The sequence below is a fragment of the Lyngbya sp. CCAP 1446/10 genome, assembly GCF_026130175.1.
In the GTDB taxonomy this organism is placed as follows: domain Bacteria; phylum Cyanobacteriota; class Cyanobacteriia; order Cyanobacteriales; family Microcoleaceae; genus Microcoleus.
Window position 1 is genome coordinate 42,136 of the sequence record NZ_JAIGNI010000024.1, and the last position, 20,692, is coordinate 62,827.

At 44.5% G+C, this 20,692-nt stretch carries 17 protein-coding genes and 1 tRNA gene; 12 read left to right on the forward strand and 6 right to left on the reverse strand.

The window, feature by feature from the left end; genetic code table 11:
• Nucleotides 1-257: 257 nt before the first annotated feature.
• The 3 genes from K4039_RS12295 to K4039_RS12305 all read left to right on the forward strand — a co-directional run bounded on the left by K4039_RS12295 (nt 258) and on the right by K4039_RS12305 (nt 3,282).
• Nucleotides 258-614 carry a hypothetical protein gene (locus tag K4039_RS12295; protein ID WP_265235471.1) on the forward strand — a complete coding sequence of 119 codons (357 nt, stop codon included), beginning with the start codon at nt 258-260 and terminating at the stop codon, nt 612-614.
• A 288-nt stretch (nt 615-902) separates the two neighbouring features.
• On the forward strand, nt 903-1,424 hold the full coding sequence (locus tag K4039_RS12300; RefSeq protein WP_265235472.1) for a hypothetical protein: 522 nt from the start codon (nt 903-905) through the stop codon (nt 1,422-1,424).
• Between the two features lie 532 nt (nt 1,425-1,956).
• Entirely contained in the window at nt 1,957-3,282 is a 1,326-nt protein-coding gene (locus K4039_RS12305) for a hypothetical protein (protein WP_321161600.1), read from the forward strand.
• Between the two features lie 523 nt (nt 3,283-3,805).
• On the opposite strand, the gene K4039_RS12310 is transcribed toward K4039_RS12305, so the two are convergent.
• Together K4039_RS12310 and K4039_RS12315 are read right to left on the reverse strand one after the other, a co-directional pair.
• Entirely contained in the window at nt 3,806-4,900 is a 1,095-nt protein-coding gene (locus tag K4039_RS12310) for an oxygenase MpaB family protein (RefSeq protein WP_265235474.1), read from the reverse strand.
• 277 nt (nt 4,901-5,177) lie between these two features.
• Nucleotides 5,178-5,498 (reverse strand): hypothetical protein, encoded by a 321-nt coding sequence (locus tag K4039_RS12315; protein WP_265235475.1) that lies wholly within the window; start codon nt 5,496-5,498, stop codon nt 5,178-5,180.
• 112 nt (nt 5,499-5,610) lie between these two features.
• Here K4039_RS12315 and K4039_RS12320 point away from each other — a divergent pair, with 112 nt between their 5' ends.
• The 9 genes from K4039_RS12320 to K4039_RS12360 all read left to right on the forward strand — a co-directional run bounded on the left by K4039_RS12320 (nt 5,611) and on the right by K4039_RS12360 (nt 16,015).
• Nucleotides 5,611-6,504 carry an ion channel gene (locus K4039_RS12320; protein ID WP_265235476.1) on the forward strand — a complete coding sequence of 298 codons (894 nt, stop codon included), beginning with the start codon at nt 5,611-5,613 and terminating at the stop codon, nt 6,502-6,504.
• Nucleotides 6,505-6,829: 325 nt separating this feature from the next.
• A complete protein-coding gene (locus K4039_RS12325; RefSeq protein ID WP_265235477.1) occupies nt 6,830-7,156 on the forward strand; it encodes a DUF433 domain-containing protein in 327 nt (108 codons plus the stop codon).
• 3 nt (nt 7,157-7,159) lie between these two features.
• Complete coding sequence (locus tag K4039_RS12330; RefSeq protein WP_265235478.1) at nt 7,160-7,513, forward strand: DUF5615 family PIN-like protein; 354 nt, start codon at nt 7,160-7,162, stop codon at nt 7,511-7,513.
• Between the two features lie 173 nt (nt 7,514-7,686).
• Nucleotides 7,687-8,013 (forward strand): DUF433 domain-containing protein, encoded by a 327-nt coding sequence (locus K4039_RS12335; protein WP_265235479.1) that lies wholly within the window; start codon nt 7,687-7,689, stop codon nt 8,011-8,013.
• Nucleotides 8,014-8,016: 3 nt separating this feature from the next.
• The gene (locus K4039_RS12340) at nt 8,017-8,370 is read left to right on the forward strand and encodes a DUF5615 family PIN-like protein (RefSeq protein ID WP_265235480.1); all 354 of its coding nucleotides are present in this window, start codon (nt 8,017-8,019) and stop codon (nt 8,368-8,370) included.
• Nucleotides 8,371-8,518: 148 nt separating this feature from the next.
• A complete protein-coding gene (locus K4039_RS12345; protein ID WP_265235481.1) occupies nt 8,519-9,694 on the forward strand; it encodes an exonuclease SbcCD subunit D in 1,176 nt (391 codons plus the stop codon).
• A gap of 153 nt (nt 9,695-9,847) precedes the next feature.
• Complete coding sequence (locus K4039_RS12350; protein WP_265235482.1) at nt 9,848-12,889, forward strand: SMC family ATPase; 3,042 nt, start codon at nt 9,848-9,850, stop codon at nt 12,887-12,889.
• Between the two features lie 72 nt (nt 12,890-12,961).
• Nucleotides 12,962-14,131: a pyridoxal phosphate-dependent aminotransferase gene (locus tag K4039_RS12355; RefSeq protein WP_265235483.1), complete on the forward strand. Its 1,170-nt coding sequence runs from the start codon at nt 12,962-12,964 to the stop codon at nt 14,129-14,131.
• 3 nt (nt 14,132-14,134) lie between these two features.
• Nucleotides 14,135-16,015: a M24 family metallopeptidase gene (locus K4039_RS12360; RefSeq protein WP_265235484.1), complete on the forward strand. Its 1,881-nt coding sequence runs from the start codon at nt 14,135-14,137 to the stop codon at nt 16,013-16,015.
• A gap of 131 nt (nt 16,016-16,146) precedes the next feature.
• Here K4039_RS12360 and K4039_RS12365 read toward each other — a convergent pair whose 3' ends face one another.
• The 4 genes from K4039_RS12365 to K4039_RS12380 form a co-directional block, all read right to left on the reverse strand.
• Nucleotides 16,147-17,310 carry a hypothetical protein gene (locus K4039_RS12365; protein WP_265235485.1) on the reverse strand — a complete coding sequence of 388 codons (1,164 nt, stop codon included), beginning with the start codon at nt 17,308-17,310 and terminating at the stop codon, nt 16,147-16,149.
• A gap of 6 nt (nt 17,311-17,316) precedes the next feature.
• Nucleotides 17,317-17,733 (reverse strand): hypothetical protein, encoded by a 417-nt coding sequence (locus tag K4039_RS12370; RefSeq protein ID WP_265235486.1) that lies wholly within the window; start codon nt 17,731-17,733, stop codon nt 17,317-17,319.
• Between the two features lie 257 nt (nt 17,734-17,990).
• Nucleotides 17,991-18,063, reverse strand: a tRNA-Thr gene (locus tag K4039_RS12375).
• A 387-nt stretch (nt 18,064-18,450) separates the two neighbouring features.
• Entirely contained in the window at nt 18,451-20,610 is a 2,160-nt protein-coding gene (locus K4039_RS12380) for a serine/threonine protein kinase (protein WP_265235487.1), read from the reverse strand.
• Nucleotides 20,611-20,692: the final 82 nt, after the last annotated feature.

Sequence of the window (20,692 nt, forward strand, 5' to 3'; positions counted from 1 at the left end):
AGCTCATAGATACTCGATTCCCGGAAAAAATAACGCTCTGTTGACGCACCCTACTACTAATCTATCTTCAGGTAGAAGTCTGTATAGCAATTAGAGGCTTATTATAATTCGTAGCACGATAAATATCCCTGTTCGCTCGATCGCGATAGGGTAGCTGCGACAAAAATTGCGGTTCAACCAAGGTTCTTGATGCGCGATCGCCCGCAAGGGACAACAAACACGATAATTTTTGCGACCAAATACGAGGAGACGTTGATATGAAGCGGGTTTTAAAAGCTCTGGGACAAACATTGAGTCAAAGCATTTTGCTAGTCTGTATGCTGGCTTTCATTGCTCTGGCCGGTATAGTGGCAGTACCAAATCAGGCTGCTCATGCAGCAGGTCAATACACCAGTCAGGCGCAGCCGGAAGCTAAAATTACTGACCCCGCAGAAAGTTTTGAGGATCTCAATCCCCAAGCAGCTTACGAAGATATCGTCAACACCGCTCAAAATCCTGCCAAGGTCGAGAAGGTTTACGATGAAAGTTTAAAGGAATACAAGGCAGAACACCCGCAAGAAAGCATTGTTCAAAAAGCTGAAAATCTGATCGAAAAGGTTACCGGCAAGGAATAAATTAGAAATTTTCTATCTAACTCAAGTTGCGAAATATTCAGCTTCGCTGAGGACACAGTTGAGCAGAGATTGGAACTCACTTGAATCTTATTATGTAGGGTGCGCTGGGCGCACCTTACGTCGTTTGATTGCGTGTTAAACCACTAATTTTTTGCGTCCAAGACAGTTTTATCCTTCCCCTTTCCTGGTTTTTTAAGCTAGCAGATTCATCCCTAAGGAAGATGAATAAGTAGCAACTAAAAAGATAAATTTAAGCAGACTTGCAGTTAGATAAAAGGAAAAAATATCATGAACGATGACACAAAAACGGTGAAGCAACCTGATGCTAACATTGACCCGCTGTCCGGGGAAAAAGGGGCTCATCCAGTGGGAACTGGTATCGGTGCTGCGAGTGCGGGTGCTGCTGGTGCTGCGATCGGCGGTGCGATCGGCGGGCCTGTGGGAGCAGTTGTGGGCGCTGTTGTGGGCGCGTTTAGCGGTGGTTTGGCGGGTAAAGGTGTCGCAGAGGCGATCGACCCCACGGTAGAAGATGCTTACTGGCAAAACAACTACAGCTCCCGTCCTTACGCGGATACGAGCGCAACTTACGACGACTATCAGCCTGCATACCGCACCGGTTATGAGGGCTACAGCCGCTATAACGGTACTGGTAAGAGCTTCAACGAACTCGAAGACGATTTGCAGCGCGACTACGAAACAAATCGCGGTAAGTCGAACGTACAGTGGGAAAAAGCCAAGCACGCCACGCGCGACGCTTGGGATCGGGTGGAACGCGCTGTTCCTGGCGACATTGACAAAGACGGCCGCTAACACCGTCAGAAGACCGGGCGGTTGAAACCGCGTTATTTTCTTTACACCGCCTCCGCGGACTTCGTTTGTCTAGACGCGGTTTCAACCGTACGTCCTATCTTGGGGATTTTTTACCTCTCTCTACATCTGAGAGGGGTATTTTTAACTGAGTGGAAATCATTGTTTTTAGGAAGCAAGATTTTGCCAGGGCTGGTTTGGCGGCTTGAATCGCCAAAAAACTTATTAACAAAAAAGTTTGAGATTGGCATTTTTTGTTGACTATTAGCCTTAAAATTAAACTAATTCAGGACTCAGGCATCGATCGCATATAGCGGTTCTCAAGCGTGGTGAGGTATGCCCGATGCCCGATGCCCGATGCCCGATGCCATATCCCGGAAGCGTACCTGATCTTTCTAAGAAAGGCTATATTTCTGTGATTGTTCGCAATCCGCGTTAGCAATCGCAGCCAGAACCCGAAAGCATCGGTTGCATCAAGTCCGATAATTGTTAATCTAAATCCTTTCATTCAAAATCGGTATAACTTGTGGATGCAATGTTGGAAAGAGCTTGGACACTCAAGCAAAATTTAATTGACTTTGTGCTGGATGCTGAGGGAGAGTTGGCGGTAGCTTTAGAAGCTTTTGCAGCAACTAAAGCGGTTGGCGAGCGCTACGATATTGCTCAGCAAAATCAAGTGATTGACAGTTTTACAGTTGAAGGTAAAGTCGGAGACAAAATGCCGATCGACCTTTTTGTCGAAAGTCAGCCAGATTTAACCGAGGGCGAGATCAGTTTGCTAAAAAGTTGGGGCAAAAAAAGCTTCACCGGTTTGTTTGAAATCACTCAAATTTCGCCTGACAGCTTCGAGGTGACAAACTGGCTGACGGCGAAGCACTATACTGTTAAGCCTAACAGCGCTAATTTTCTGCAAGAAATGTCTCGCTTTAAGTTAGGAGAAATCTTGCGGGCTCGGATTGCGCCTCTCACCGATGACTGGTGGATACTCTCTGGGCCTCCAATTCCGATGGGGAAATTGGGCAAGCCGAAGTTGGCAGTTGCGATCGGCAATTTCAAGCAAAATTACAAAAATAACCTGTACAGCGACGCCCCGGAACTGTTAGAGCAAGCTTGGAAATCGGTAGAACAGTATCACGACGATTTTACCGAATTTTTTGGCAGCGATGAAGTGACGTTATCGGGATATCACCTGAATAAACAGTTGGCAGAATTTCAGGAAGTAATCATTAAAAAACGCCTAGCTGATATTGGTGTTGATGAAACTAAATCTCTGGCGGATCTCGTTGAAGATGCCGGAGTCGATCCAGAAGAAATCAAAGCAGCCGCCATCGCAGCAGCAGGCGCCGATACTAAAGCAGTTGAGGTAATGCTCGACAGCAATGCTAGTTCAAAAATGGTAGTGCCGAAAGTCGAATTGCCCGATCGCTTCAAGAAAGCCGAAAAGGTGACAGCACTTTCTCATCCGCGCTGGGGGCAAAGCTTTTTGTCTACCTACGCTCAATTTACGGAAATGCTGACAGCCGAAGACTTTTCCACCATTCCCGGTTACGAAAAGCTGGTTCGCAACTATCTAGAAGATCCGGCAATTAATACCTGGATTTGGCGGCGGTTAGCGAAAGTTAATCCAGCCAAATTACAACAAATCCTGCAAACTGTATTGGAACGCACAGACTTTCAGATCGATCGCGATTTAGACGCCCTGCTGCAAGAATTCAAAAAACCCTTAGAACCCGAACTCCCCGAAATTGCCAGTGTTCCCCTGCACCTGCACAACTTATTTCAGGAAGCTTTAGGCGAAGTCAACAAGTCAAAGTCCAAACCGCAGGATAAAAAGAAAACCTCTAAAGGCTTTAAATCTTGACAAACTAAGTTCGTGACATACTCCTACACGCTCTGCTATCGCATACAGTGTAGGCTGCTCACCAACTCCACCTCATACTATGCGCTAACGAGTCCGCTTCGCCAACGGATATTGATTGAGATTTTCGCAGCCAAAGGAAGGCGGGAACAGAATGGTAATTTCAATTACGAGTGCGATCGACCCTAGCCATTTTGGGCGCGTTAATCTGCATCCCTCAGATAATAAACCATTAAACAAGCTCACAGCTAGCTGTGAGCTTATTGCCCGGTAATATAACTTAAATAGCTTTGCAGGCAGGACTTTAGGTGATTTCTAAGACAGAATTGGCGTTGCTGATTTACGGTATGAAAGGCTAAATATGCAATTCATAAAAACCAGCGTCCACAAAGCTTCTGGATTTTAAAATTATTTGTTTCATACCCTGATTAAGCAACGCCAAAGAATTTACCGATTAGGAGGACGAACAGCAGTTCTTCCCTACGATGGAATGATGGTGTGTGGTAATTTTTATTCTGGAAATCACCTATCTCTCACGGAGGTTCAGCCCCCAGTTATCCTGCAAGCTCTTGGGAATCGTGAATTCCGTCTTTTGTCCTTCCCGCTCGAGGTAATGCAGTCCCTCAATCAGCCTGCGTGAGAATGCGCCGCTGAGCCCTGCCGCCAGCTTCGAGCGATCCTGCATCTCGTCGTTGACTCCTAAAATCCAGCGCAGTGGACGTAAAAAGTGCCGAGTCCAATCGGCGCGTTCGATACCAACCGCTTCAACCACGCGTTCGTCGCAGAACTCGCGGATGAGCACGGGAACGATACCATCGAACATCTTGCCGGGAACGCGCTCCTTCATATAATCAACCAGCGCAGCAGTAAGTTCTCGCCCGGCATCTGACGGAGCTATATGATGGGCTAGTATCGCATCCCACAATGCTTTGCCATCCTCGACATTGCCCGGTAGCAGGTCCTCCTGAATTCCCATTATGCTGCCAATGACACGCCAACAGTGAAAGAACGCGGCTTCTTCCTCCGTGGTAAAGTCCAATCCCAGCTTGGTCAAGACTTGGGGCAACAGTGCAAAGGATAGCATCGTACAAACCAAGTCTTCCTGGTTGATGGGAACACCGTACTCAGCACGCCAGCGGGGATATTGCCTCATGTGGTAGCGAATTGTGGTGTGCAGCAGACGGATCTTTTGAGCCGTGCGTACCCCACGACCATTTGGCTCCAACCCACCCTCGGCCATAACATCGAGGAGAAACTGCGCGGTTTCCATGAGGCGTTGATGTATCCTTTTGGTGATCCGGTGCGTGAAACTCAGTACCTGCGCTCCCTTGGCGCCGGAGTAGCATGAAGGCAACGACCAGCAAAACAACGCCATCGTCATTTGCATACCATAACGCGAAAACAGTTGCTGTCCGAGTCGGATCTGCTCCCGATCCGCCCATGAAGGCCAGTCATCTGTGGTATTGAGGAAATCTTCAAGCTCGTCAGGCATTTCGACTGCCACCAGATCATCGTTCTTTTGAATGTCTTTTAGAAGTTTATTTACAGCGTCCACCTGATTGAGCCCAAAGATTTTTTCAATGACGGAATCGGCTGGCGGATCGCCGATTTCACGATACAAGTCTAGAGTGTTGCGGGTCCATCGGCTTGATAACATGGGTCTTTAACTCCGTAGTTTTTTTGAGAAATAAGTTAAGTGGGCGGGAAAATTTATAAGTATTGGACAAGAACAAGTTACTAAGGTGATTTCCAGAATGAAAATTACCACAGAACATCATTCCATCGTAGGGGAGAACTGCTGTTCGTCCTCCTAATCGGTAAATTCTTTCTTAGAAATCACCTTAGTGCTTCTTCACCGCGCTCGAAAGAACTGAAGTCCTCACTACAAAAACCTTTTGTTAATCTTCAATTTGTCGAACAGCCATGCGTTGCAGCGGCAGGCTGAGGATGCTAGAAGCAGTCAACAAGTAAGAAAGAACAGTAGTTAGCTTCAAACTGAGCAACAACCAGCTATCCTCTGGTAAGTGAAGTTTCAGCCCAAAAACAGAAATACAGTACACTATCCAGTAAGTAAAGCTCATCTTGATCAGGATTTCTTCGCTCAAAGTGCGATCGTCAGTTGGCTGCGAGTTGCGATTATCACCCAGCAGGACTAGACCCGCAATAGAAGCCACAAAAGAAACTATAACGAGATAGTCATGCCAGTTAAGCTCAACCATTTCTAAACTCCGCTTTTATCTTAATTTTTGGAATTAGACATCAGTCTAAAGGATAAGTTTTCCGGCTCCAAGTAATAGTTACAATTTGACACAGCCGCAGTTACAAATCGCAATGAAAATTCACCGCAACCGCCCGCCACTGCCTCGTTTAGTCAGCCGACAAGGACAATTCACCTTAAATATTGTCAAGTTGGGAGTACCTCGCCTGCATTTTGCCGACCTCTACCACAGGCTGCTAACTCTTTCTTGGCCGCAATTTTTCATTCTGATTTGTCTCTCGTATGTACTCACGAATTCTTTATTTGCCTTAGCTTACTTGGCGGGAGGAGATTGCATTGCTAACGCACGGCCCGGTTCTTTCAAAGATGCCTTTTATTTCAGCGTGCAAACAATGGCAACAATCGGCTACGGTGCCATGTATCCGCGCACGGATTACGCTAATACTATAGTCGCGATCGAAGCGTTTTATGCTTTGTGGGGAGTGGCAATGGTGACGGGACTAGCTTTTTCGCGATTTTCCCGACCAACAGCTAGAGTTATCTTCAGCCGCGTAGCTGTAATCGCTCCTTTTAATGGCGTTCCTACTCTCATGTATCGCACGGGAAATCAGCGCTTCAATCAAATTTTAGAAGCGCAGCAAAGAGCTACTTTGATCCGCGACGAGGTAACACCGGAAGGAGAATATATGCGGCGTTTTTACGATTTGCAATTAATGCGGAGTCAATCTCCTATTTTTGCATTAACTTGGACGGTTATGCACGCAATTGATGAGAATAGTCCTTTGTACCAACTTACTGCGATAGATTTGATTGAGCAGCAAGCAGAAATTGTGATTACGCTAACGGGAATTGACGACACTGTTTCGCAAACTATTCACGCGCGGCATTCTTTTGTAGCTGCTGAAATTGTCTGGAATATGCGGTTTGTAGATATTATTCTGAGAATGCCGGATGGTGGGCGGGTGGTAGATTATACTCGGTTTCACGATGTAAAGCCTGTTGAATGAATGTGTTGATTTAGATTGTTATTTGAAAAGTGGCACGTTTTTATATTGTTTGAATAAAAATTATGAATTACATAGCTCTATATTTGAAAATGCAAGCCAGACAACTTGCATTTCCAAATATATCTTTTAAAAGGTTTTTTAATCAAATTTTGGAACGGGCAAGATGCCCGTTCCACAGAAAAGAAATATTTTTGTGGAACGGGCATCTTGCCCGTTCCTATTTTTGCAAGAGGTCTAATATGTTGAAAAAATCTATATAGAAAGTGCTAGAATAGTTTGATCGTGACAAAACATATTTTTTTACCATTTAGTACGAATTACGAATATGACACTAAAAGAATTACAACCGCAACTCCTGGCTTTAAGTCCAGAGGAAAAGACTCAAGCGATACAATTTTTAGCCCAAAGTTTAACCAATTTTTGGTCAGGAATTCAAAAGAATCCTGGCGTAATGGGCGGCGAAGCTTGTATCAGACAAACGCGGATTCCTGTTTGGCTGTTGATAAGTTATCGCCGTCAAGGTGCTAGCGATGCTCATATTTTAGAAGGTCATCCCGATCTGAGTGCGGCCGATTTGGTAAATGCTTTTGCTTATGCAGAGGCACACGTAGATGAGATCGATCGAGCTATTCTAGAACAAGAAGAGGCATAAACTGTGGTGCGTATTTATGCAGACGAACAATACCCATTTCCGGTTGTAAAAATTCTCCGCAATTTGGGGCATGATGTCCTGACTGTTCAAGAAGCGGGGAAGGCAAATCAAAAGATACCTGATGATGAAGTTTTAGCTTTTGCTGTTAGCACTAATCGTGCTGTTGTGACACTTAACAGACCCGATTTTATTCGACTGCACAAGTTGAGTTCTGACCATAATGGGATTATTGTATGCACGAACGATCAAAATTGGGAGCGGCTGGCGGCGCGGATTGATGAGGCTATTGCTAATCTGGAAACTTTGAGAGGTATGCTGATTCGAGTTAACCGCCCATCGGTTGAAGATAAGTCATAGAATACATCGAGTCTAAAATTCACTTATACTATGCGAATAATTAATTCTGTTCTCCACTTTGGTTCGCCGCACCCTACGATTGACCGTTAAATATGTTGAATTAAATTTGGGGTAGCAAGTGCTAGAATAGTTTGATGGTGACAAAACGTAGATTTTCCTCACTAATTACGAATATGACACTGAAAGAATTGCAACCACAGCTCCTGGCGTTAAGTCCAGAGGAAAAGACTCAAGCTATACAATTTTTAGCTCAAAGTTTAACCAACTTTTGGTCTGGAATTCTAAAGACTCCTGGCGTATGTGGTGGCGATGCTTGCATCAGACAAACTCGCATTCCTGTTTGGGTGCTGGTGAATGCTCGCCGTTTAGGTATTTCGGAATCTGAACTGTTAGAAGATTATCCGACTCTGCGTGCCGCTGACTTGGCGAATGCTTGGGCTTATGCTGAGGCATATCCTGACGAGATTGAAACAGCAATTCAAGAAAATGAGGATGATTGAAAAGTGGCATTTTTTTATGCAGATGAACAATATCCAAAGCGAGTTGTGGAATTTCTAAGGACTTTAGGTCACGATGTCCTGACAGTACAGGAAGCAGGAAATGCTAATCAAAAAATTCCTGATGAAGAAGTATTAGCTTTTGCATTGAGTATTAATCGCGCTATTTTAACGCTCAATCGCCGTCATTTTATCAAGCTGCATACATTACAGCCAGACCATGCTGGTATCATTGTTTGTAAAGATGATTCAAATAGAGAGCGACAGGCGGCGCGGATTAATGAGGCTATTGCTAATCTCGAAACTTTGAGAGGTATGCTGATTCGAGTTAACCGCCAATCGGTTGAAGATAAGTCATAGAATACATCCCGTATGAAATGAACTTGTACACTTTATAGATAAATCCACTATCAATTTACCTAATTAAACATAAAATACGGCTCGCGCTCAAGTTTACTGTCAACTGTCAACTGTCAACTGTCAACTGTCGAACTTCCTTCTTCTTACTATGCGAATAATTCATACTGCTGACTGGCATTTGGGACGACGTTTTCGAGGGATCGATCGCACTTCCGAAATTGCGATCGCCCTGGAACAGATTTTGAAACAAGCCAAAGAGCTAGATGTCGATGCTGTGTTGGTTGCCGGAGACATTTTTGACGTTCCCAACCCTCCAGCCTACGCTGAACGCATTGCCTATCACTTTTTCTGCGAACTCCAAGCTGCCGGAATTCCCGCAATTGCGATCGCCGGTAATCACGATTCAGCATCCCGCATCGACAGCATCGCCCAACTGCTATCCCTCGCCGGCGTTCGCGCTTTAGGTAAACCCAGGCGATCGGCAGACGGTGGCACGATTACTCTCAATACAAAAAGTGGTAAACTGTGCGTGGGAGCAATGCCTTTTGCTTCCGAACAAAGACTGTTAGATGCTAATTCTCTCTGGCACTCCGGCGACGCTAACCGCCGCCAAGATTACCGCGAAATTGTAGCAGATTTACTGCAAAATTTAACCACAGATTTTCGCGACAATACGGTGAATATGCTGATGGCACACATGAGCATAGACGGCGCTCGCTTGGCTAAATCCGAAGTCGCTTATTACACGCGAGAAAAATACCTGCTGTCATCGCAAACTCTGCCGCCGGAAGCTCAGTATGTCGCCCTCGGACACATCCACATTCACCAGCGCATTGGTAAGAATTCCCCAGCTTATTATTCCGGTTCTTTGATTCAGTTAGATTTCGGAGAAGCGGAACAGGAAAAAGGATTTTGCTTGATCGAAGTTGAGCCTGGAAGTCAGGCTAAGGTAGAATTTAGACCTGTGGCTTGCCACAAGCCGTTAAAAGTGCTTCAATGTGATAATGACAATCTCGATCAAATTTTAGAAGCTCATCAATATCATCCGGGTTACTTGAAGGTAATTGTCGAACTGGATAGCCCGCAAATCGGATTAGCCGATCGCGTCCGCCAAATCTGTTCTCAAGCGCTGTTAATTGAGCCGCGCTATCGGGATGCACTGCTAGAAGCCACAGAGAACACTAATATCGATCCCAATAATTTCGATCCGGCGGCAGAGTTCTGCAACTATTATCAAAACCGCTTGGGAACGACTCCGCAACCCGCTGTATTGGAGGGATTTCAGGATTTGTATAAGAAGTTTAAGGAAACAGTTAATAGTTAAATTGGTCATTGGTCATTGGTCATTGGTAATGGGTAATTGGTAATTGGTAATTCTTTGCCATTGCTCGTGATTTCCCGAACGGACTTGATAAGTGCCATAGCACTCGAAACAACATAATTGTAAAAATTCCCAAATCTCAAATCTAAAATCAGTATGCGTCCCCTAGAACTTTTACTCGAAGGATTTACCAGCTTCCGCCGGGAACAGCGTTTAGATTTTTCTCAACTCGATTTGTTTGCAATTACTGGTGCTACAGGTGCGGGCAAATCTTCGCTGCTAGATGCGATGACTTACGCACTTTTTGGGATGACAACTCGCAGCGGCAAGCAAGTAGGTGATTTGGCAAGTCAAGGTAGTAAAAATTTAAAGGTGCAGTTGCGTTTTGCTGTGGGTTCTGCCCAGTATCGGGTGACGCGGACATGGCGTTTTCGTCCAAAAACTCCTGAAAATAAGGTGATTTTGGACTTCTGGCAAAACGGCGAGTGGGAAACTTTGGGAACGAGTATTGTTGCTGTTCAAAATACGATCGAACAGATTTTGGGGATGGATTTTGATACTTTTACGCGAGCAATTATTCTGCCTCAAGGAAAGTTTGATGAGTTTATTAAAGGGGATACTTCTAAGCGCCGGGAAATTTTGCGGCAGCTAGCCGGATTTGAGATTTTTGAGCAGATGCGGAAGGAAGCAAATGAGCTCGCAAAGTTGCTGAAACAGGAACGGGAAATGGTGGAAAGGCAGTTGGCTGATTTGACCGCGCCGACGGTGGATGAGGTAGATCTAAAGCGATCGCAACTTGGAATTTTAGAGCAGCAGTTACCTGAGTTCGAGCGCGCCGTGATGAAAGCTCAGAAGGCGTTAGACGAAGAGGAACAGCTATTTTCACAAATCGCTCGTTGGCAAGAGTTGCAACAAAAATTGGCTGAGTTAAATGCGAGTTCCGCCGACATTGAAATTTTAGCACGGCGTTTGGAAAGAGCGCAAGCTGCCAATCATTTACAGGGAGATTGGGCTTTAGTGCGATCGGCTCGCAGTCAGCATGAAACTGCCGAAAAAGCCGCTCAATCAGCGCGGGAACAATTAATTAAAGCTCGCTGCGAGTTGGCGGCAGAACAACAGCAACTTGACGAGGCTAAAGCCAAAGCAGAGGCACTAGCACCACAATTTAAGGCTCGCGAAAATGCTCTGGCTGCTGCTAAAGTATATGAAGAACAGCGCGCTCAATTAGAAAAAGAAGTTGCAATCGCCCAAAAAATACAACAGGAAAAACTCCGCTTTTTCCAAGCAGCAGATAAAGAATTGCAAGCTACTAACACTAAAATTCAGAGTGCGGGTTTTCGAGTTACTAGAGCAGCGGTACTGCTCGAACAGTATTCGCCGGGAGGAAAGCGTTTAGAGCAGTTGCAGGAAATTGCACCTTTATTGGTGGAAGTTCAGCTTATTGCCAAGCAGGGAAAAAGTCAGCAGGAAATGTTGGATAAGTCTCTGGCAGAAAAAGAAAGCGCTCAACAGAATTATGTCGCAGTTGCCACTAATTTAGCAGCGGCAGAAATCCGGCTCAAAGAGTGCGGTGGTGAGTTAGAAGCGGCGGAAACTGCTAATGCGGAAGCGGCGCGTTTAGAGACTGTTGCTGCTGTCAGAATGTCGTTGAATTCTGGCGATACTTGCCCGGTGTGTGGGGGGGTGCATCCTGAGAGCGATTTGCTCCCTCCTTTACCGATTTCTAAGATTGTAGATGTCGCTGGTTTGCGCCGGAAACTGGCGGTAGCAAATCAGGTTTTTCAATCTGCTCAAATGGCGGTGGCTGAGGGGAAAAGCGCAGTTTCATCCTGCGAGCAAAAACAGTCAGAAATTGCTAAAATATTGGAATTGACGGCGAACAGAGTTGGCGAATTGCAGCAGCAAATCTCGAAGATTCTGGAGGAGCAAGAATGGGAAGTGTCGCAGTTGCAGCAGGAGTTGGCAATCCTTAAAGAGAGCGATCGCCAATACCGAGAAACCGAGCAGCAATTTCAAATTGCATCCTTGGAGTATAATAATTACGAAGAAAGATTAAATTTTGCAGGGACTACAAAAGCTGCTAAACAGCAAGAATATCAAGATGCGATCGCCGAATTTGACCGCAGACAGCAGCAGTTGCAAAGTTGTGTCAACGCGCTTTATCAAATTACCGAATATCAATCTTATGCTAATTTAGCACAAGCCTTGGCAGAAGAGAAGCAAGAGTTGGCAAATCTGCTAAAAGTTGCGGAAAAATCTTATCAAACTGCTCAAAATACTGCTATTCAAGCAGCAGAAAGAGAGCAACAAGCTGGAGAAGTTTTTGCACAGGCGCAAGCCAGTAAACAGCAGTTAAACCAGGATTGGTTAGCAAAATTAACAGCGGTTGATTTTACAGAAGAGACATTTTTAGCAGCGGTGGCGCCCGTTAGCGAACAATTGCAGTGGGAAAATGCGATTCGCTCTATGCGCGAGTCAAAAATTCAGTTGGAGACGCGGGCGAAGGATTTGAGTGAGGTGATCGCAGGCAGGACTACTGATGAAGATACTTTAGCACAAGTGCGATCGGCAAAACACACCGCCCAAGAAAACTTCAAACAAGCCAACAACAACCGCGCCGAACTTTTAGCGTGGATTCAAGTAGCCGCCCAAACCCTCGAACAAGCCGAAAGACTGTCACAGCAAATCACAAACTTCGCAGAACAAGAGCAAACTTATCATACCTTAGCGCAGAATCTGAAATCAAACGAATTTCAATCCTACATCTTAGAACATTTAGAAGCAGAATTAGTCGGCAGCGCCACCTTAATTTTGCAAGAATTAACCGACAATCGCTACAAGTTGAGAAACCAAGATGGCGAATACTGGGTAGCAGATAATTGGAATGGTGGCGAAGCTAGACGAGTCCGCACCCTTTCCGGCGGCGAAACCTTTGCAACTTCCCTATCAATGGCTTTAGCTTTATCAGAAAAACTGTCTCAAGGAGCTCAATTGGGTAGCTTGTTTCTCGATGAAGGATTTGGCACATTAGATGCAGAAACTCTCGAAAGCGTTACTCAGATTTTAGAATCTTTGCGGCAGCGAGAAAGGCTGATTGGAGTGATTACTCACGTTCAAGGATTGGGCGAAAGATTGCCCGCACAAGTTAAAGTGTTTAAGTCACCGCAAGGCTCTAGAATAGAAGTTGAAAGAGTTTAGAAGACAGGGCGGTTGAAACCGCGTCTTATCTGATTACAAACAAATTTTATCCTAAAAATAGAGTTAAATTCTATGAAAATTCACCCAACTCGAATGCAATTGGTACAATCACCAATCATCCCAGTAGTAGGCGAACTAATCCGGCAAAATCCGGGAACAATATCATTAGGACAAGGCGTAGTTTACTACAATCCGCCCCAAGAATCCTTTAACAAAATCCCCGAATTCTTCGCAAATCCCGACAATCATAAATACAAAGCCGTCGAAGGAATTCCCCAATTACAAGATGCAATCGCAGCCAAACTCCAAACAGATAACGGCATAGAAATTAACAATAAAAACTGCATTGTTGTCACCGCAGGCAGCAATATGGGATTTACCAACGCCATTCTTGCCATCACCTCAGCGGGAGACGAAGTTATTATCCAATCACCTTATTATTTCAACCATGAAATGGCAGCAGTCATGGCAAATTGCCGCCCAGTTATAGTAGAAACTGACGCTAATTATCAACTTAATATCCCTGCAATCAAACAAGCAATTACCGATAAAACTCGCGCCATCGTCACAATTTCACCCAATAACCCAACTGGTGTAGTTTATTCCGCCGAAGCACTCCGGGAAGTTAACGAAATTTGCCGCCAACACAATATCTATCACATCAGCGATGAAGCCTACGAATATTTTACCTATAACGGCGTTAAACACTGTTCCCCCGCAGCTTTTCCCCATAGCAACGAACATACAATTTCCCTGTTTAGCCTTTCTAAAGCCTACGGTTTTGCGAGTTGGCGCATCGGGTATATGGTAATCCCAGAACATTTGCTGGTTTCAGTGAGGAAAATTCAAGATACCATCTTAATTTGTCCGCCGGTAATTTCTCAATATGCAGCCCTGGGAGCCTTGCAAGTTGGTAGAGGTTACTGCGATAATTATGTAAGGGCGATCGCATCTGTGCGACAACTCGTATTAAACGAACTCAATACAATCCAAAATCTGTGTACAATTTCCCCGGCCTGTGGAGCTTTCTACTTTTTCTTGAAAATTGACACACAGCTCGATACAATGGAATTAGTAGAAAAATTAATTCGCGAATATCGCGTAGCAGTGCTTCCCGGTACAACCTTCGGGATGGATAGTGGCTGCTATTTGCGGGTTGCTTACGGTGCTATGGAAACTGAAACAGCGGCGGCTGGAATTAGTAGGTTGGTTAAAGGTTTGAAGACAATTTTAGGAGCATAAAATATGATTACAAGTAACTTCAAAGCTATTCAAAATAATCAAGATTCAATCTTAGCTAAACTTGCCAATTTGCGAGTCATGATGGCAAAAAATGACTTAGATTGCTATTTCATCCCAGCGGTTGACGAACATTTTAATTTATCAGTCCCAGCAGCTAAGCAAAGACGAGCTTGGATTTCAGGTTTTACCGGTTCCGCCGGAGATTTGTTGGTTGGCCAAGATTCTGCTTGGTTATTTGTGGATTCTCGCTATTACGAACAAGCGGAGTTACAAGTCGATACGGGAATTATTCAAATATCTAAACTTGGGTTAGAAGAAAATTTAAGCTTAATTGAAACTTTAGAAAAGTTGGCAGAATCTGCACCTAAATCAACTAAAATTAGATTTGGTTTTGATCCGTTTACTGTATCAACAGAGCAATATCAAAAATGGGTAAAGAAATTTGCGAGTGCTGGAATTGAGTTAGTATCAATCCGGGAGAATTTAGCAGACAAAGTTCGACAAACAGTAGAGACTTTACCCGCGATTGACGAATCTCCCATTTTTAGCTTACCTGCATCTCTGACCGGAGAAACGGCGGCCCAAAAATTAGCCAGAGTCAGGGAAGCGATGGCAAAAGCTAACATCGACGTGCTGCCGATTAGTAACCTGAATCAAATAGCGTGGCTGTTCAATCTCCGAGGCTCGGATATTCCCAATATTCCAATTTTTATATCTTACGCGATTGTCACCACAGATGCAGCGTTTTTGTTTACCAATCCTGAACGAGTTTCACTAGAAATCAAGCAAGAAATATCGGCAGATATAACTTTGCTTCCCTACACAGCCTATCCGTCAACTTTAGTATCTTGTGTCAGTTTGCCGAAAAAAGTTCGGGTGCTATTGGACTCTAAACACAGCACAGCAGGCACGTACCAGTTAATTTTAGACCAGCAAAAAGCTGAAAATAAAATAACAATAGTTTTTGATCAGAATCCTATAGAAGGGATGAAAGCTCGGAAGAATCCGGTGGAAATCGAGCAGATGAAATCGGCTAATTTTAAGGCAAGTCGAGCGAAAACTCTGACTTTAATGTGGTTGACAGAGCAGGTTGAAAATGGTAATGTATTGACAGAGTTTGATGTTAAAGAAACTGTCGAAGGTTTTTATCAGCAAGAAACTGATTTTCAGAGTTTATCTTTTAGAACGATCGCAGGTGCTGGATCAAATAGCTCGATCGTACATTACGGCACTCCCAGCCCCGAAATCACGCTAAAACCCGGAGAATTGCTGCTGCTAGACTCAGGATCACAGTATTTAGCAGGCACAACGGACGACACCAGAACCATGATTGTCGGGGAACCGACGGCGCTGCAAATCGAACATTACACCACAGTCTTAATCGCGCACATCAACTGTGCAGCGCAGCAATTTCCTAAAGGTACAACGGGCTCGCAGTTAGATGCGATCGCCCGTGCGGTATTATGGCAACAACAGCTAGACTACGGACACGGCACTGGGCACGGAGTCGGCGTATTTTTAGCCGTTCACGAAGGGCCCAACGGCATCAGCAAATCTGTCCAATATCCGCTGGAATCGGGAATGGTGACAAGCATCGAACCGGGATATTACGAACCGGGATGGGGCGGAATTCGTCTCGAAAATCTCTATATTGTCAGGGAAATGCCCTCAAAAAACGGTTCGGTTTGGTACGGATTTGAACCGCTGACGTATATTCCGTTTGAAAGGAAATTGATAAATGGCGATCGGCTGTCAAAGACTCAATTACAATGGTTGAACAACTATCACGCTTCGGTAGTCGAGAAACTCTCACCCGTACTTGATGCAGCAACAATCGCCTGGTTGAAAAAAGCCTGCGCTGTGTTAGGTCAAATTGTCAGGTAAAATGCAATACGGTTCATTTAAGCCAGATCCCAGCTAAAAAAAGGGACAAAAGCTGCATCAAAGTCCCCCTTTTTAAGGGGGATTTAGGGGAATCTCCGGGCTATACAAACCGTTAACCCAAGCGTATTCGATTATAATAAATTCGCCTTAAGCAAACGTCTTTTCAATGCAGAGCGACTGCTATATTTATTATGCAGTTGTTGAACCAGTGTGAAAAATTTAACTGTTTGCTTTTGATACTCCGCTAAATCTTGGAGTTTTAAAAGTAAAGGCACTACTTCATCATAAGAGCTAGAAGTTCCTTTTTGAATGAGAGCGTCTATATCTTCCCAAACAGCCGTTTCTCGCTTAGCCAAAGCTTCTAACTCTTTAATTCGTGCAGCTTTAGCTTCCTTTCCTCTTCTTTCTTCTTCCTGTTTTTCTTCCTTTTCTGCGCTTGCTAAAAGCTGACGAATTGTTCGTTTACCGGGATTCTGATCTTGCTTAACTTCTATCATTGCTGATAATTTGTTACGCAATTCAATAGAGAGATTAGATTCTCCTTTGAGTAACCGCAGTAATAAAGTATCAACTTCAGAACGATCAAGTTTTTTGATAGCTTCTGTGATGCTACTTTCGGGAATTGAAGGTTTAGTAACACTCGCACTGATTGCAGCTTTCAGTAGATGCTCATCCACTTCAAAAATATCGATAAAAGCCTGTAACGATGAAGATAACTTACCGAAATTAGGAGGAACAGGTGGCTCTAGTCCTTCTTTATCATCATTTTCATCATCATTTTCATCATCATCATCTCGCTCATCTTCATCTTCGTCGTCGAGTTCATCAAGATAGGTAATCCCTTTCAGCCAAGCCAAATAAAGTAAACGATAATCTCCCTGCAAAATTTCCTGGCGCAAACCTATCAAAGAGGATAAATTTCCTTCTCCTTCTATCCACCCATCAAAACCTTCTTCCTCATTAATAGAAATTTCTAAAATGACAAAATCATTAATTTCCGAAACCTCAACTATATCTTCAACGCAATATTTTTGCATCAGTTCGATATCAATCAAACCTTTGGGAAAACGAAACATTAGCTGTAACGATCCCCAATTAGCTATGTAAAACATAGCATCGAAATATTTGATTAATACTTGTTTTTCTTGACCCGGAAAATCTCCATAGTTATAAAGAAAAATAGCTCTACTAGAGCTTATTTGTGCGCGACTAGAGAGTTTGCTGATTGCTTCTTGTTCTGATTGAGTCAAAGGTCGATCGACGCTTTGAAATTCGTAATATTGATATTCGCTCATTTTGGGTTATACCAAGTACATAGAAGATATCTCAAAGGCTTCTTCAGGCGTACCGTAGAAACTACCATTTGGGAACATACAAGGCTCGTATTTTTCACTGCTATAGGCGTAAAACCCCAGAGTCCAAGCTTCTTCATCACTAAAGTAACGCAGCCGACACAGGTGAAGGGGGGTATTTCGCCTTTGTTCTAAATATTCTTCACGAGATATGCCAAGCTCTTTGCTCGGAAAATCTAGGGCTATCTCAGGTTCTGTATAGGCATCAATGTAACAAAACTGACTGCGAAAGCGAATGCCTAGGCGAGTGTATTTACCAGCGTAGTTAGCAGCAGCATAATCGAGAATACGCTGCTTCACCCGTTCTTGAACTGCCGGAGGGATTTTCACTCCTCCTGAATGTGGATCTTTTACCCAAGGGGACATTTTACTACTCTGGTAAACTGCTGACAAAGTTAGTGTAGAATAACTTGCTAACTTTAGTTGCTAAGATTTAATCAAACTTGATAATCAGAAACTCTAGTTGGCGATCGCCCGATTCACTCTAGCTCTCGATATTTCTATTTTTGGAAAAAAGATTACCTTAAAAATCAAAATTGCTGAGGCGGGTGACAAACGCCTTGAGACACGAGACAAAAAAAATAAAGGCTAGAAATTTTATCTAGCCTTTATTTCATTAAATAAGCTGGTGACAAGACTCGAACTTGCGACAGGCTGATTACAAATCAGCTACTCTACCAACTGAGTTACACCAGCAGTGAAAATTAATATAGCAAACTTATCGCCATTAGCGCAACCCCCCCAGCAAACTTTTTTTCAAATTCGCCCAAAACCCATCCCCGTAAGGGACAAACCGGAATTGTCCTCTCTTGAGCTAAATCCCGCAGTCGTGTTTGAGAGTTTTGGACGCACCTATACTCCAGAAACCGGGTTTCTTCCGATATTTCTCGTCACTCAACCCAAATTTTCCCAGAAACCCGGTTTCTAGCCCCAAAATCTCAAATCATATCTAGTCGCGTGGTGGGGGCGGGTTTATATAGATTGTGAGTGGGAATTATAGATTGTTGGTGAACCCGCCCGTACAAGTATTGTGTTAATTAGCGGACAGGCTCTGAATATTGCCAACTGTCAACTGCCAACTGTCTAATCGCAGCGCCAAATCTTAATCGTCTCATCCCCACTGCCGCTGGCGAGTAAATTGCCCGAAGGTGCGATCGCCACCGAGTATACAGTACCCGAATGTCCCTTAAGAGTGCTCAACAGCTCCCCCGTCTGCAAACTCCAAATATTAATCGTATTATCATCGCAGCCGCTAGCCAAAGTCAAACCGTCTCGACTGATAGCCACCGAATCGCCCCGACTCACATAATTCCGCAAAATATGCACAGCCTCATTCATGCCTAAATTCGCTACACCCTTTCCCCTCGCAGAATTAGAATTTAAAATCCGCAACAAACTGCCCGTATGCAAATTCCGCAGCTTAATCGTATAATCATTGCTGACGCTAGCAAGAGTCTGACCATCCGGCGCGATCGCCACAGAATTCACCCCAACACTCAAACCCGAAAGAGTCCGCAGCAACTTACCACTTTCCACATCCCAAACCTTGCTCGTCGCATCCGAACTGCCGCTCGCCAATATCTTACCATCCGGGCTAAAAACCACCGCATTCACATTGTCAGCATGACCCCTCAAAGTCCGTAGCAACTCACCAGTCCGCAAATTCCAAAGCTTAATCGCATTATCAGCCCCACCGCAGCTAGCAATTAGCTGGCTCTTCGGATTAACCGCCACCGAATTCACCTCCATAGAATGTCCCGGAAAAGTACACAATAAATCACCGTTATACAAATTCCAAAACTTAATTGTTTCGTCCGAACTGCCGCTGACCAACATTTTTCCGTCCGAGCTAATAGCCACAGAATTTACGCGATCGGAATGTCCCGTCAGAGTGCCAATTAATTCCCCTGTTTCTAACTTCCAAATCTTAATAGTTTTATCCCAACTGCCGCTAGCCAGAATTTTGCCGTCAGGACTAATCGCCAGAGAATTCACAAACGATGAATGTCCCGGTAGAGTGTATGCACACCGCCATTTCAGATTTTTAAATTTGTGAGCTAACTCCTTCGCCCGCTTAGCTACCGCCTCAGCTTCCTCTCTGCGTTTGAGTTCAGCCTCTTCCAAACGCTTGCGTTCCGCCCGAGCTTTCGCCTCTCGCAGCGCCAGGCGCCGCATCTCTCCCTTATAGGTTATTCGCTGCTGCTCCTGAATTTCTTTAAGAGTTTCCATATACGGTAACGCCCAATCTTTAGAAAACCATTCTTGAGCAAATTCCGCCTCTAAATTAAATAGCTGAGGTTCGTAAGTAAAATCTATCTTTAAATAATACAAATCAGCTAAAAAAGCCGCCAGTAACTTATGAATTGTCACAATTATTTGCCGAATAATCCGCAGGCTCAGCTTTTCATCTTTCCCCTCCGCCTCCAACTGGTGATAAACCTCTTCCCAGTTCCAAGGCTGCATCGCCACTAGGGAAACGCTCTGATTAATAATTCCCCAAAAACCGACATGAAAATTAACTTCATAATCGCTGATATCGCTGTACAATATAGCTGTCGGCACGGGAGACAAAACAGTCTGCAACCGCTCCACATCAATATCAGAAATCGCGTTTTTGAAATAATCTCCGTAAAACTGAACCGGACAAGATTCTCCGTGCGGGGGGTAATACTGGTTCAAAAAAGTTCTCAACTTAGCCGGGAGTTCGATATTCAGATTGTGGCGAAACGAATCCGGGCAATCTTGGCTAATTTTTGCCGGAGCAACTAACAACAGCAATCGGTGCTGCTGCTGCTGCAAAATCTGTTCAGTTTCCTGTCTGCTCAAATTAGAAAACCAGTTGTCCCTGTCCCAAATAATTTGAATTTCGTTGAGCTTAACTCGAATTGCTTCTGATTGAATCTCCCGCATTAACTCGCGACCAAGCCGGCTAATAGCCCGCTGATCTTTCAATTCTTCGGCCTTAATTCGATTAGCGCGTTCTTCCTTTAGCCTTTCTTCTTCTATACTGGCGATCGCAATTAACTCTTGTTCTCGGGCCTGCTGTCGCTGCAAATATTTAACTTGTGCTTTAATCCAGCGGGGGTCTTTTTTGATTTGCTGGTTCAAAGCAGAAGAACCAGACGGCTCAATTTCTGCATAGCGCTCGTTAATAGCGCTTGCTCCCAATCTTTCTCCCAATTCGCAGGCTACAGGCTTCAACAGTTCAATTAGGGTGTCTGAGACGGGGCGGGGTAATGACATACCAGTTAAAACTTTTTCTTACTTGGGGGGCGATCGCGCGAGTCAGGCGTCTCCCGCTGGGACTCTTGCCGCGATCGCGCTT